At 62.9% G+C, this 12,651-nt stretch carries 13 protein-coding genes; 10 read left to right on the top strand and 3 right to left on the bottom strand.

All coding sequences use genetic code 11. The features are described 5' to 3' along the window. Positions 1-99 precede the first annotated feature (99 nt). From VII69_10205 to VII69_10195, 3 genes are read right to left on the bottom strand one after another with little or no spacing between them, the layout of a single operon-like run. A complete protein-coding gene (locus VII69_10205) occupies positions 100-1,119 on the bottom strand; it encodes a polymer-forming cytoskeletal protein (GenBank protein HEY5095478.1) in 1,020 nt (339 codons plus the stop codon). Positions 1,120-1,121: 2 nt separating this feature from the next. Then, positions 1,122-1,583: a hypothetical protein gene (locus VII69_10200; protein HEY5095477.1), complete on the bottom strand. Its 462-nt coding sequence runs from the start codon at positions 1,581-1,583 to the stop codon at positions 1,122-1,124. A gap of 49 nt (positions 1,584-1,632) precedes the next feature. After that, the gene (locus VII69_10195) at positions 1,633-2,289 is read right to left on the bottom strand and encodes a sigma-70 family RNA polymerase sigma factor (protein HEY5095476.1); all 657 of its coding nucleotides are present in this window, start codon (positions 2,287-2,289) and stop codon (positions 1,633-1,635) included. Between the two features lie 146 nt (positions 2,290-2,435). Here VII69_10195 and VII69_10190 point away from each other — a divergent pair, with 146 nt between their 5' ends. From VII69_10190 to sucD, 10 genes are all read left to right on the top strand, one after another. Continuing rightward, positions 2,436-2,960 carry an acyl-CoA thioesterase gene (locus VII69_10190; GenBank protein ID HEY5095475.1) on the top strand — a complete coding sequence of 175 codons (525 nt, stop codon included), beginning with the start codon at positions 2,436-2,438 and terminating at the stop codon, positions 2,958-2,960. Next, positions 2,957-3,883: a DMT family transporter gene (locus VII69_10185; GenBank protein HEY5095474.1), complete on the top strand. Its 927-nt coding sequence runs from the start codon at positions 2,957-2,959 to the stop codon at positions 3,881-3,883. The genes VII69_10190 and VII69_10185 overlap by 4 nt, the downstream gene beginning before the upstream one ends. A gap of 70 nt (positions 3,884-3,953) precedes the next feature. After that, a complete protein-coding gene (gene gmd / locus VII69_10180) occupies positions 3,954-4,919 on the top strand; it encodes a GDP-mannose 4,6-dehydratase (protein ID HEY5095473.1) in 966 nt (321 codons plus the stop codon). 57 nt (positions 4,920-4,976) lie between these two features. After that, entirely contained in the window at positions 4,977-5,924 is a 948-nt protein-coding gene (locus tag VII69_10175; GenBank protein HEY5095472.1) for a GDP-mannose 4,6-dehydratase, read from the top strand. A 227-nt stretch (positions 5,925-6,151) separates the two neighbouring features. Continuing rightward, a complete protein-coding gene (locus VII69_10170; protein ID HEY5095471.1) occupies positions 6,152-6,775 on the top strand; it encodes a methyltransferase in 624 nt (207 codons plus the stop codon). Positions 6,776-7,130: 355 nt separating this feature from the next. Continuing rightward, complete coding sequence (locus VII69_10165; GenBank protein HEY5095470.1) at positions 7,131-8,444, top strand: acetyl-CoA C-acyltransferase; 1,314 nt, start codon at positions 7,131-7,133, stop codon at positions 8,442-8,444. Beyond that, on the top strand, positions 8,396-9,292 hold the full coding sequence (locus VII69_10160; GenBank protein HEY5095469.1) for a 3-hydroxybutyryl-CoA dehydrogenase: 897 nt from the start codon (positions 8,396-8,398) through the stop codon (positions 9,290-9,292). The genes VII69_10165 and VII69_10160 overlap by 49 nt, the downstream gene beginning before the upstream one ends. Continuing rightward, a complete protein-coding gene (locus VII69_10155; GenBank protein HEY5095468.1) occupies positions 9,289-10,431 on the top strand; it encodes an acyl-CoA dehydrogenase family protein in 1,143 nt (380 codons plus the stop codon). The genes VII69_10160 and VII69_10155 overlap by 4 nt, the downstream gene beginning before the upstream one ends. A gap of 53 nt (positions 10,432-10,484) precedes the next feature. Beyond that, positions 10,485-11,648 carry an ADP-forming succinate--CoA ligase subunit beta gene (gene sucC, locus VII69_10150; GenBank protein ID HEY5095467.1) on the top strand — a complete coding sequence of 388 codons (1,164 nt, stop codon included), beginning with the start codon at positions 10,485-10,487 and terminating at the stop codon, positions 11,646-11,648. A gap of 80 nt (positions 11,649-11,728) precedes the next feature. Further along, the gene (gene sucD / locus VII69_10145) at positions 11,729-12,604 is read left to right on the top strand and encodes a succinate--CoA ligase subunit alpha (GenBank protein ID HEY5095466.1); all 876 of its coding nucleotides are present in this window, start codon (positions 11,729-11,731) and stop codon (positions 12,602-12,604) included. Positions 12,605-12,651: the final 47 nt, after the last annotated feature.

The raw sequence follows: 12,651 nt of genomic DNA, 5'->3' as shown, positions 1-12,651 counted from the left end.
CGATGCTTGCCCTAGTACGAATGTGAAATGAATCGCGGGCAAGCGATGCTTGCCCTAGTACGGTTGCCCGAATACGGTTCCCCTCCACAACCACCAACACTATTGCGGGATGGCGGGCGGACCCGGCGGTGGCGGCGGCGTGGGCGGCGTGAATACCGGTTGCGGAATCGGACCCGCGTAGGTGCCGGGTGTCGGCGTCGAACCCGCATTCATGCGCGGCCAGCTTTCCTTATTCAGCAGCGTGAGCGTGGCGGCGCCGATGGCGAGCGCGCTCAGACACGATTCAAGCACGATGCCCACCCAGATCGGCGCGATGCCTTCGAGCACCGTGATGATCAGCAGGCCGAGTCCGAGCGTTGCGAGCGGATTGGGTTCGACGACCTTGCTGTACTCGAAGAAGCGTTGGCCGAGGAACGTGGCGATCGCGGCGCGGCCCACGAGATAGCCGAGACCGATCGCGATGACCGCGACTGGAATCAGGACGATGCCGAGCACGGTGATCGCCAAGCCGATGCACACGATAGAAAGCGTGAACGGCCAGGTGAAGCCGAGCACGCCTGCGAGCGCCGGCTTGTGGAGAAAATGTTCGAGCGTCAGCTTGGTGCGCGCCGGGAAGAAGACGAACGCGAGCAGTGTCAAGATGCCGATGAAGATCAACACGGTGACCCACGCCCGCCGGCCGTCAAAGGTGCTGTCGTCGGAAAGGTCCGTCCGATCGGTGACCGGCGGAACGACGTAGGTGCGCATCGTGGGCATCGGCGACGCAGCGCTTGAATTGCCGTGCTTGGCGGTGGATTCGTTGTCGACGCTGCCGCCGAGCGCGACGGTTTCACCTTTGACGACGCCGTCGGGCGCAATGTAAAGGCTGCCGGCCATCACAACGGCGTCGCCGTCGACCGTGCCATGCACTTCGGCGCTCCCGGCCATCACGACCAGGTCGCCTTTCACTTCATCGCCCACTGGGATGACGACGCTCGATCCAAAGACGACGCGGTCGCCTTCACTGTGACCATATGCAGCGGTGGCGGGCGCGCAGAATAGGGCGACGCCTGCGACTGCGGCTAGTGCCGCGAACAGCCCCGCCGGTGTGCGTCGGACGGGCGACAGTGCAATATCCATTATCACGGTTGGGCTCCCAACAACGCCAAGCCAAGGCGCGGCAGATACTTGCGGCCGACGGTGGCGCCGACGGCCAGCATTGCTATTTCTATAACGACTGCCGCTGAGGCGACGTCGATGAGGTGGAAATGCGCACCGATCTTGTAGAGGGTCTCCATGGCGAATCCGGTCTTGCCGGCAAATGCGCCGAGTTCGGCCACGACGTCTTGCGGATTGAAGACATGAGTCGCTGTCAGCGTAGCAAATGCTGCCCACGCAGCGGCGGTGTATCCGCCCATCCACCAGACCGAGAACCGTTTCGGCGCGTGCGCCGGCATCTCGGCGATCTTTGCCATTACCAATGCGGTGAAATCTTTGCCGGGTTCGATGAACGAGAGCGATTCAAGCACTTCGTCGACACGCTGCAGACGCGCGTTGAGTGCGCTGCACGACGGGCAGCCGGCCAGGTGACCGGCGATCAGCAATGCATCGGCTCGCGAAAGTTCGCCGTCGCGATGAGCGGATAGTCTTGCACTACAAGCTGAGCAATTCACGTCCGCGCACCTCCCTTTGGATCGATGAGGCGATCAGACCGGCGGTCCGGTCCTGCGCCAGCTCCCGCGCCAACGCCGCCTTGCCGCGGTGGATCAGCGTCTTGACGTTGCCGAGGGTCACTTGCATCGTATCTGCTATTTCCTGATATTCGAGATGATTGAAAAAACGTAACGCCAACGCGGCGCGCATCTTTTCGGGAATGTGGGCGAGCGCATCGCGCACGAGCGCCTCGTCCTCGGCGGCGATGAGCGTCGCTTCGGGCGCGGCATCGCGTCTCGTCTCCGGCAGGCGCTGCTCGATTGTTTCGTCTTCGTAGAGATCTTCGGTCTGCGGCCGGCGGCTCTCTTTGCCGAGATGTGTGCGGGCGACGTTGCGCGCGATCTGATAAAGCCATGTTGAGAACTTGCCGAGCGTCGGGTTGAAGGTCCGAAGGTGGGCGTATGCGCGCATGAAAGTCTCCTGGGCTAGATCGTTTGCGTCCTCGCCCGAGCGGACGCATGCGTAGATGAAGTTGACGATCCCGCGCTGATGGCGCTCCACGAGCGGCGCGAAAGCCTGGGAGTTTCCTTTGAGCACGAGCGCTACGAGCGTCTCGTCTCCCGGCACCGTCGCGTTGATGACCGAACCTCCCGTCACCTTAATCTACCGTTCCGACGCAGAAAAGTTGCACGATAGTGCTTGATACGTGACACCCGGCCCCGTGTCCCGGCTAGCGCATCATTAGTTCGCCGGTATCCTCTAGGCCCCGGAACCCCGGTCGCGCGAGGCGAACACGTGAGCCCATGACCGACCAAAAAGCCGTAATTCCAGCCGGCAAGCCCGTTGCCGCCTCCGTCACCGTTCTCGCCACACTTGCCGAACCTGCCGACGCCAACCCGATGGGAAACGTCCACGGCGGCCACATCATGAAGCTGGTCGACCAAGCGGCTGCCGCAGCGGCGATCCGCCACGCGGGGAAGCTGTGCGTCACTGCAAGCATCGACCGCTTGGATTTTCTGCACCCCGTGCGCATCGGCGATATGATCGAATTGAAGTCGGCAGTCAACTTCACGCACAAGACGTCGATGGAAGTCGGCGTTCATATCGACACCGAAAATCTGGCGACCGGCAAACGTAACCACGTCGCATCGGCGTATCTCATTTTCGTCGCCTTGGACGAACGAGGGCGACCGGCGTCCGTTCTGCCCGTCATCCCGGAAACAGCCAGCGAGAAACTTCGCTACCAGCAAGGCGAATTGCGCTACCGCCAGCGCAAGGAGACACGCGAACAAGAACGGGCGCTGGACACCGCCGCTCGCGACCGTTGACGGCCGGCGAGCCACGCGGGAGCGCCGTTGCGCGCTACCCGCTGCTCTTGCTGGGCGTCATCGGCTTGTCGTGCGCGGGCATCTTCTATTCGCTCGCGCATGCGCCGGCGATGGCCATGGTGGCATATCGCAGTCTATTCGCCGCGCTCTTGGTCTTGCCGCTCCTCGCGTTCTCGAGGCGCGGTGCGCGCGCGGCAGCGCAGACGGCGATGCGCCGCGGGGATCTCGCACTTTCCATCACCGCCGGTGCGCTGTTCGCAATCGATCTCACGCTGTGGGCCGTCGGCCTTCACTTCACTTCGGTTTCGAGCGCGATGCTTTTCGTGAGCACCGATCCGATTTGGATCGCGCTCTTCGGCGCGATGTTCTTCGCGGAAAAGCCGAGGCCGCTTGCGGTCGCCGGCATCTTGGTCGCCGTCGCGGGGACGTTGGTCGTGGCAGGTATGGACATACGGATATCGGGATCCGCGCTCGCCGGTGATGCGCTCGCACTATCGGCGGCGCTCGCCGAAACGTGGTACTTGCTCATCGGGCGGCGCGTCCGGATACGCGTGGACACGACGCGCTACGCCACCGTCGTCTACATCTCGTGCGCCGTGTGCACGTGGCTGATGATGGCGGCGACGCGCTACTCGCCCGCGATAACGCTGCACGACCTGTGGCTGGCTCTCGCGCTCGCGCTTATCGTCACGATCGTGGGGCACACGCTCATCCAGCGCTCACTGGGCTATTTGCCGGCGGCCGTCGTGGCCGTCAGCTTTCTTTCGCAGCCGCTCATCGCAGCGGTGCTGGCATTCATCGTGCTGCACCAGACGGTGCCGGTGACGACCGCGATAGGCGGACTGATCGCTTTGGCGGGCATCGGGCTCGTCGCGTACGCCAACGAACGGGTCGCCCCCGGCGTCGATGCGGCCGTCGTCTGACGCGAGGTGACGACAGGCGCGAACGAGGAATGACCTCGTCACTGCACCTTCGAGCCGAGGGAGATCGCTCTTGTCCAAACGCGCGCTCATCACCGGCATAACCGGCCAGGATGGCTCGTACCTCGCCGAGTTCTTGCTCTCCAAGAACTATGAGGTCTTCGGCATCACCCGACGTTCGAGCACCAATTCGTTCGACCGCATCGCGCACATCGTCGACAAGATCACGTTACTGTCCGGCGACTTGCTCGACGAGCATTCCCTCGCGACGGCGATTCGTGAAGCGCAGCCCGACGAGATATACAACTTGGCCGCGCAGTCGTTTGTGCCGACTTCGTGGACCCAACCTGTGCTCACGGCCGAATTCACCGCGGTGGGTGTGACGCGACTGTTGGAGGCGCTGCGCGGCAACAAACCCGATGCGCGTTTCTACCAGGCCTCGAGCAGCGAGATGTTCGGCAAAGTGCTCGAGACGCCGCAGAAGGAGAGCACGCCGTTCTATCCGCGCAGCCCTTACGGGGTCGCGAAAGTCTACGGCCACTGGATCACCGTGAACTACCGCGAATCGTACGGTTTGTTCGCGTGCTCGGGCATACTCTTCAACCACGAAAGTCCGCGTCGCGGTTTGGAGTTTGTCACTCGCAAAGTGACCGATGCAGCAGCCCGCATCAAACTCGGGCTGAGCACCGAACTGCGGCTGGGCAACCTCGATGCGCGCCGGGATTGGGGCTTCGCCGGCGACTACGTCGAAGCGATGTGGCTCATGCTTCAGCAAGACGAACCGGACGACTTCGTGATTTCCACCGGCGAGACGCGCAGCGTCCAAGAACTCGTGGAATCCGCATTCGGGGCGGCGGGTGTCGATTGGCGCGAACACGTCGTGCTGGATCCAAAATTCATCCGTCCTGCGGAGGTCGACTTGCTCGTGGGCGACCCAAGCAAAGCCCGCGCAAAGCTGGGCTGGAAACCGAAAGTCGCGTTCGCCGAATTGATCAAAGACATGGTCGAGGCCGATCTGGCGAGGCTGCGTGGCAAATAATCCCTTCGCTCACGCATGTAGGAGGGCAAGCATCGCTTGCCCATGGGGTGAGCGATAGTGCGCGCATTCATCACCGGAGCGGACGGCTTCGTCGGTCAGTGGCTCGTCCGAGAACTGCAAGACGCGGGCTACGAAGTGCACGGGGGTTCGCGCGCGCCGCGCATGCCGCTCCGCACACTCGATGCCGTTCGGGCGAGCGCGATGCATTGGCATCGCATCGACCTCTTAGAGCCGGAGTCACTGCGCACGGCCATCAACGTGTCGCGGCCCGATGCGATCTTCCACCTTGCGGCTCAGTCGAACGTGCCCGCATCCATCTCGGATCCCGCCGACACCATTGAAGTCAACCTGCTCGGCACGGTGAGGTTGCTCGACGCTTGCCGGCACGAAGCGCCCGATGCGATGGTCGTCGTGGTGGGATCGGCCGATGTGTACGGCGCGGCGGACCCGGCGCAGATGCCGTTGCGCGAAGACGCGCCGCTGCGGCCGGTCAACCCTTACGCGGCGAGCAAAGCCGCGGCCGAGGTGGCGACGCTCCAGTACGCGCGCTGCGGTTGGGTGCGTGCGCTCGTCACAAGGTCGTTCAATCACACAGGCCCCGGACAAAGCGAGGCATTCGCCGCGCCGGCATTCGCACAACAGATCGCCGCGATCCGATCCGGCGAACAGCCGCCGGTCCTTCACGTCGGCAATCTCAAAGCATTGCGCGATTTCCTCGACGTCCGCGACGTGGTCGCCGCGTACCGGCTGCTCGCCGAGCGAGGCGGACCGTGCAACGTGTACAACGTATGCAGCGGAGCGGTCGTGAGCATGCGGGATATCGTCGATGAGTTGGCGCGCATCGCGGGCGTCACCGTGAAGGTCGAAGAAGACCCTGCGCGCATGAGACCATCTGACACGCCGCTGCTCGTCGGCGACGCCGGCGCGTTGCAGCGCACCACCGGTTGGCGGCCGTCGATTCCTCTTTCTCAAACGTTGACGGACTTGCTCGCGTCGTACGCGTAGCGCACCGCGATTCTCTGTGGGGCCAACCTTCATGGTCGGCCAGACCGATGATAAACATCGGTCCCACAGATGATGTTGCCATCGCAAACCATGGGGCAAGCGATGCTTGCCCTAGTACAAGCTTGCCCCCCCTACAATTTGAAATGGGCAAGCGATGCTTGCCCTAGTACGGGCTTGCGCTCCCACATATAAAGGTCGGCTTCGTAGAATCTCAAACCTACGCCGGGATGCACGTAAACACCGGCGGATTTCGCACGCTTGTGTTCAAGAACCGCGGCGCGCTGCTCGTGCCCGTCGCGCTTGTGCTGCTGATCTTCGGCAGACCGTCGGTCGCGAGCGCCGTCGTCGGCGTCGCGATCGCAGTGCTGGGCGAACTTCTCCGCGTTTGGGCAGTGGGCTACTCCGGCGTCACGACGCGCGCGGAGATCGTGACGGCTCCGACCCTTGTCACCGCCGGCCCTTACGGCTCGGTGCGCAACCCGCTCTATCTCGCCAACGCGATCGTCGCGCTCGGTTTTTGGTTTGCGTTCTCCGGTGGCATCTCGATCGCCGAGGCCGGCATGCTGCTGATCGTGGTCCTCGCACTCGTGCTGGGCGTCTACGCCATCATCATCCCATTGGAAGAGGCATATCTCGCCGGATTGTTCGGTCAAGAATATCGCCGTTATCTTGAAACGGTACCCCGTCTGCTGCCGCTTGGCAGTTCGCTCCCTGTCATCGAGCGCAAGGGCGTTTGGCACGGAAATGTGATCGCCCGTGCCGAGATAATCACGCTCACGTTCTTCGCGCTCATGGTGATCGTGGTTGTCCTCAAGCTCGGCCCCTGGAGCGGTCTCGGCGTCTTTTTCTAAGGCAAATGTCCCGGAAAGAACCCGATAGGAAACCCGTCGGAGAAATATCCTAAACATTCCGCATCGTGGGACCAGACTACGGGCTTTCTCGAACAACCGTTGGCTTGTGCCGGAAGCAAACGCGGTGCTATCCTGCGAAAGGCAATCACCCCGTCCGACTAAGACTTGGTCGGTTCTGCGGAGACCCGGCGAACGCCGCCGCCGGGATGACCGACTCGTCCAAACGGATTGAGTAGGGCGTCCTTTAGGCACCATCGCCGGACGGGGTTTGCACTGCATAGGCCGCCGCAAGGCGGCCTCTTTTTTTGGAGGCGCATCCTGCGGGTCGGGAAAATACGCGGATGTCATGAATACTATGAATGAAACAGTCATACTTTCGGCCGTGCGCACGCCGGTCGGCAAACTCGGCGGCAGCTTATCGTCGCTCGCCGTCACCACGCTCGGCGCCGAAGCGGTGCGCGCCGCGGTCGCCAAGAGCGGCGTCGCTCACGAGGATCTCGACTTCGTCATCCTCGGCGAAGTGATCCAGGCCGGTGCGGGTCAAGCGCCGGCTCGACAAGCCATGCTCATCGCAGGCCTGCCGAAAACCGTGGTGGCCGACACGGTCAACAAAGTTTGCGCTTCCGGAATGCTCGCGATCGCGAACGGTCACCGTTTGATCCAAACGGGCGACGCGCGCACGGTCGTCGCCGGCGGCATGGAAAGCATGTCGAACGCGCCGTACATGGCGCCGAACGCACGCTTCGGCTACAAGATGGGCAACGGACAATTCCTCGACGCGATGGTGCACGATGGTTTGTGGTGCCCGTTCTTCCACTGCATGATGGCCGACGCCACCGATGGCGTCTCGACCTATCTCGGCGTCACGCGCGCGCAGCAAGACGAATTCGCGCTGCGCAGCCACAAGCGCGCGATCGAAGCGCACGAGCAAGGCCGATTCGCCGACGAGATGATCCCGCTTAAAGTCGCGACCAAGCAGCGCGGGAGACTCGTGATCGACGTCGTGCCGGTCTCGCGATCGCCCGTGGGTGTCGGCGCGATGCGCATAGACGAGACACCGCAGCAATTCGTCGCAGACCCGAAGGTCTTCTCACCGTATCTTGCCGATCCGAACGCGCCGTTCACGCTGGTCGATCGCGACGAGGCGCCGCGCAAGGATACAAGCCTCGAAGTGCTCGCCAAACTCAAGCCAATCGTGAAAAACGGCAACATCACCGCAGGCAACGCGCCGGGCGTGAACGATGCGGCGTCCGCGCTGGTCTTGGCCAGTGCCGATTTCGCGAAAGCGCACGGTCTGGCGCCGCTCGGCGTCGTCAAGGGCCACGCATGTGCCGCCTGGGATCCGCCGTACTTGCCGCTCGTGCCGGCGATGGCCGCCCAAAAGCTGCTCGACGCGCACGGTCTTAAGGTCGAAGATATCGCACTGTGGGAGATCAATGAGGCATTCGCGGCCGTGAGCCTGTTGTCGTCCGAGCGGCTCGGATTGGATCTCGACCGGGTCAACGTCGACGGAGGCGCCATCGCGATCGGTCATCCGCTCGGCGCCAGCGGCTCGCGTATCGTCGCGCACTTGGTGCATGCGTTGCGCCGTCGAGGCGGCGGTCTCGGCATCGCCGCTATCTGCAGCGGCGGCGGACAAGGCGACGCACTGCTCGTGGAAGTCCGCTAACAGAGATGCGCGTGCTCGTCGTGGGCGCCGGCCAGATGGGCGGCGGCATTGCGCACGTCTGCGCGGCGTTCGGCAACGACGTGCTGCTCAACGACGTCTCCGCCGATGCGGTGCAGCGTGGAATCGATGCAATAACGAAAAACCTGAGCCGCGCTGTGAGTAAAGGTAAGCTCGCACAGGAGCAGGCCGACGAAACGCTGTCGCGCATCAGCGCACATCTCGACCTGACGAAACCGTCCGACGTGTCGATAGCGATCGAGGCGGCCAGCGAAGATGAGACGTTGAAAAAGCGCATCTTCACGACGCTGGACAAGGCCACGCCGTCCGCGGCGATTCTCGCGAGCAACACCTCGTCCATATCCATCACCGCGCTCGGCGCCGCCACCAAGCGCGCAGACCGCGTGATCGGCATGCACTTCATGAACCCTGTTCCCGTCATGAAGCTCGTCGAGGTCATTCGCGGAATCGCCACAAGCGACGCGACCTACGAAGCGGTAAGGTCGCTCGCCACCGGCCTCGGCAAGACGCCGGTCGAAGTGCGCGACTTTCCGGGGTTTGTGTCGAATCGAGTGCTCATGCCGATGATCAACGAGGCGATCTATGCGCATTTCGAGGGCGTCGGTTCGGCCGAGGCGATCGATACCGTGATGAAGCTCGGCATGAACCATCCGATGGGGCCGCTGGAATTGGCCGACTTCATCGGCCTCGACACGTGCTTGGCCATCATGAACGTGCTGCACGACGGGTTTTCGGATTCCAAGTACCGCCCGTGTCCGCTGCTCAAGCAGATGGTGGCCGCGGGTTATCTCGGCAAGAAGAGCGGCCGGGGCTTTTACATCTACACATGAACTTCGAGTTAAGCGACGATCAGCGCGCCATCCGCGAGGCCGTCAGCGCATTCGCGGCGCGCGAGATCGCGCCGCACGCCGCGCAGTGGGATCGCGACCACACTTTTCCGGTTGAGTTATTCAAATCGCTCGGCGAGATCGGCATCATGGGGATGTCGGTGTCGGAAAAATATGGCGGTGCGCAGCTCGACGCCATCAGCGTCGCGATCTCGATCGAAGAGCTGAGCCGGGCCGACGCCGGCGTGGGCGTCACCGTTTCCGTGCACGCGGGTCTCATCACGCGCATCATCGAGGGATTCGCATCCGAAGCGCTGCGCTTGATGTACCTCCCCAACATGTGCGCGGGAGAATGGCTCGGCGGCTTTGCGCTCACCGAGGCCGAATCGGGTTCGGACGCGAGCGGCCTGCGCACGCGCGCCGTTCGCGATGGCGATCATTTCGTGCTCGATGGCCGCAAACAGTGGGTGACCAACGGCGGCTTCGCCAAGGCGTTCATCGTATTCGCCCGCACCGGTCAGCCGGGTCCCAAAGGCATCTCCGCGTTTCTGGTCGACCGCGACACGCCGGGTCTCACGCTCGGGCGAAAAACCGAGAAGCTCGGCATCCATTCGTCCGACACCACCGACGTGCTGTTCGAGGACGCGCGCGTGCCGGCGGAGCGACTGCTCGGCGTCGAAGGCGAAGGCTACAAGATCGCGCTTGCGAGTCTTGGCATCGGGCGGCTCGGCATCGCGGCGCAATCGGTCGGCATCCTTGCAGCATGTTTGGACACGGCGCAGACGTACGCGCGCGACCGGCGCCAATTCGGCACGCCGATCGGACATTTCCAGGCCGTGTCGTTCAAGATCGCCGATATGGCCGTGGACCTCGACGCCGCTCGGCTCTTGCTCTATCGCGCGGCATGGATGAAAGACCGCGACATGCCGATGCTCGACGCATCCTCAAAAGCCAAACTCTTCGCTTCAACCGCGGCGCGCAAGCACGCGGCGGAATGCGTGCAAGTCCTCGGCGGCTACGGATACACCACGGAATTTCCGGCCGAGCGTTATTATCGTGATGCGAAGATCACCGAAATATATGAAGGGACGTCCGAAGTGCAGCGCATCGTCATCGCGCGCGAACTCCTCGGGCGCCTCTAATGTACTAGGGCAAGCATCGCTTGCCCATTTGCCCACGTGTCGACGGAGACCAAATGCGACTCTTAGAATACCAAGGGAAAATGCTGTTCGCCGAAGCCGGCATTCCCACGCCGCCCGGCAAGGCTGCGTCCAGTGTGGATGAGGCCGTCGCGATCATGCGCGCAAATCCCGTTCCGTCGGTTGTGAAGGCGCAAGTGCTGGTAGGAGGGCGCGGAAAAGCCGGTGGGATAAAATTCTGCAACAATGCCGATGATGTGGTCGAGCCGGCCAAAGCCATCCTGGGCATGCGCATCGCCAACGCGCAAAACCCGGAAGGCGAGATCGCGAAAACAATCTGGATCGAGCAGCGCGTCGACATCGCCAAGGAGCTGTATCTCTCGATCGCGATCGACCGCGCGAGCAAGCGGCCGATCATCATGGCGTCGGCCATGGGCGGCATGGATGTCGAAGAGGTCGCCGATAATCATCCGGAAGCGATAGCAAAGTATCGCATCAATCCGGCAATGGGGTATTCCGCATTCGTCGGCCGCCGAGTCGCGCGCGAGGCCGGATTGCCCAAGGAGATCTGGAACCAGTTCAGCGCGTTGCTCGGCAAACTGTACGGACTCTTCTTCGATGTGGGCGCGATCTTGGTCGAGATCAATCCGCTTGCGATCACCAAAGACGGAAAGCTCATCGCGTCGGATGCCAAAGTCGAGCTCGACGACAGCGGCCTCTTCCGGCGCCCCGAACTTGCATCGTGGAAGCTTGAGACGGAAAGCGATCCGCTCAAAGAACGCGCGATCGCTGCCGGCTTGGGCGAGAACAACTACGTGCAGCTCGACGGCGACGTCGGGATCATCGGCAACGGCGCGGGCCTCGTCATGAGCACGCTCGACGCGGTGAAGCAAGCCGGCGGCGAACCGGCGAACTTCCTCGACGTGGGCGGCGGCGCGAAGGCCGACGTGATGCGCGAAGCGGTCAACATCGTCACCTCCAACCCCAAAGTGAAGTCGCTGTTCATCAACATCTTCGGCGGCATCACGCGCGGCGACGAGGTCGCGAAAGGATTGATCGAAGCGCTGTCCGGCGGCGGTTGGACCAAGGACAAGCTTGTGATCCGCCTGACGGGCACGAACGAAAAGGAAGGCCGCGCGCTCTTGTCCGCCAACGGCATCAAATCGGTGGAGACGATGAATGACGGCGCGCGCGAAGCAGTGGCGTTAGCGAAAAAATAAACACGTATTAGGGCGAGCTTCGCTCGCCCAGGGCAAGCGTTGCTTGCCCTAGTACAAAAAAGACAGAGACGGAGACAACATTGTCCATCTACCTCGACAAGAAATCGAAAGTCATCGTGCAAGGCATCACCGGGCGCGAAGGTCTCTATCACGCGAATCGCATGCGCACGTACGGCACGAATATGGTCGGCGGCGTCACGCCCGGCAAGGGCGGCCAGACCGTCGAAGGCTTCACCGTCTTTGACGGCGTCGCCGAAGCGCGCGAAAAAACCGGCGCGAACGTCAGCGTGATCTTCGTGCCGCCGCCGTTCGCCGCCGATGCGATCCTCGAAGCGGCCGACGCCGGCATTGAGCTGGTCATCTGCATCACCGAGGGCATTCCGGTGCACGACGTCATCAAAGCCATGGCGGTGATCGGGCCGGGCACTCGAGTGGTCGGCCCCAACTGCCCGGGCGTCATCTCACCCGGCGCTGCCCTCGCAGGGATCATGCCCGGCCACGTTTTCGCTCCTGGCCGCGTCGGGCTCATCAGCCGCAGCGGCACCGCAACATACGAGATCGTCGACCACCTTACGCGCAACGGGATCGGCCAGAGCACATGCGTGGGCATCGGCGGTGATCCGATCATCGGCAGCGTGTTCGTCGATTGTCTCGAAGCCTTCGAAGCCGATTCAGAGACGGATGCGGTCGTCATCGTCGGCGAGATCGGCGGCACCGACGAAGAAGATGCCGCGCAAATGATCGAAGACCGGAAATTCACAAAGCCGGCCGTTTCGTTCATCGGCGGCCGCTCGGCCCCAAAGGGTAAGCGCATGGGGCATGCGGGCGCGATCATAAGCGGCAATTCCGGGACGCCGGAATCGAAGGTCGTAGCATTTCACCGGGTCAACGTGCCGGTCGCCGACAGCCCCTCGGACATCCCCGGGCTGGTGAAGCGCGCGATCGCCTCCTCGTAGGGCCAAGGTTTATCCTCGGCCAGGCCGGCCATAAAGGCCGGCTCGAC

It is taken from the genome of Candidatus Eremiobacteraceae bacterium (genome assembly GCA_036511855.1).
Classification (GTDB): domain Bacteria; phylum Vulcanimicrobiota; class Vulcanimicrobiia; order Eremiobacterales; family Eremiobacteraceae; genus JABCYQ01.
The sequence above is the reverse complement of the archived record's forward strand: the minus strand, read 5'-3'. Positions and strand labels throughout refer to the sequence as shown.

Bases quoted from the DNA above. Each gene is read 5' to 3' on its own strand.
- VII69_10205 (HEY5095478.1), bottom strand. From the start codon at position 1,119: ATGGATATTGCACTGTCGCCCGTCCGACGCACACCGGCGGGGCTGTTC.
- VII69_10190 (HEY5095475.1), top strand. From the start codon at position 2,436: ATGACCGACCAAAAAGCCGTAATTCCAGCCGGCAAGCCCGTTGCCGCC.
- VII69_10170 (HEY5095471.1), top strand. From the start codon at position 6,152: ATGCACGTAAACACCGGCGGATTTCGCACGCTTGTGTTCAAGAACCGC.
- VII69_10165 (HEY5095470.1), top strand. From the start codon at position 7,131: ATGAATGAAACAGTCATACTTTCGGCCGTGCGCACGCCGGTCGGCAAA.
- VII69_10155 (HEY5095468.1), top strand. From the start codon at position 9,289: ATGAACTTCGAGTTAAGCGACGATCAGCGCGCCATCCGCGAGGCCGTC.
- sucC (HEY5095467.1), top strand. From the start codon at position 10,485: ATGCGACTCTTAGAATACCAAGGGAAAATGCTGTTCGCCGAAGCCGGC.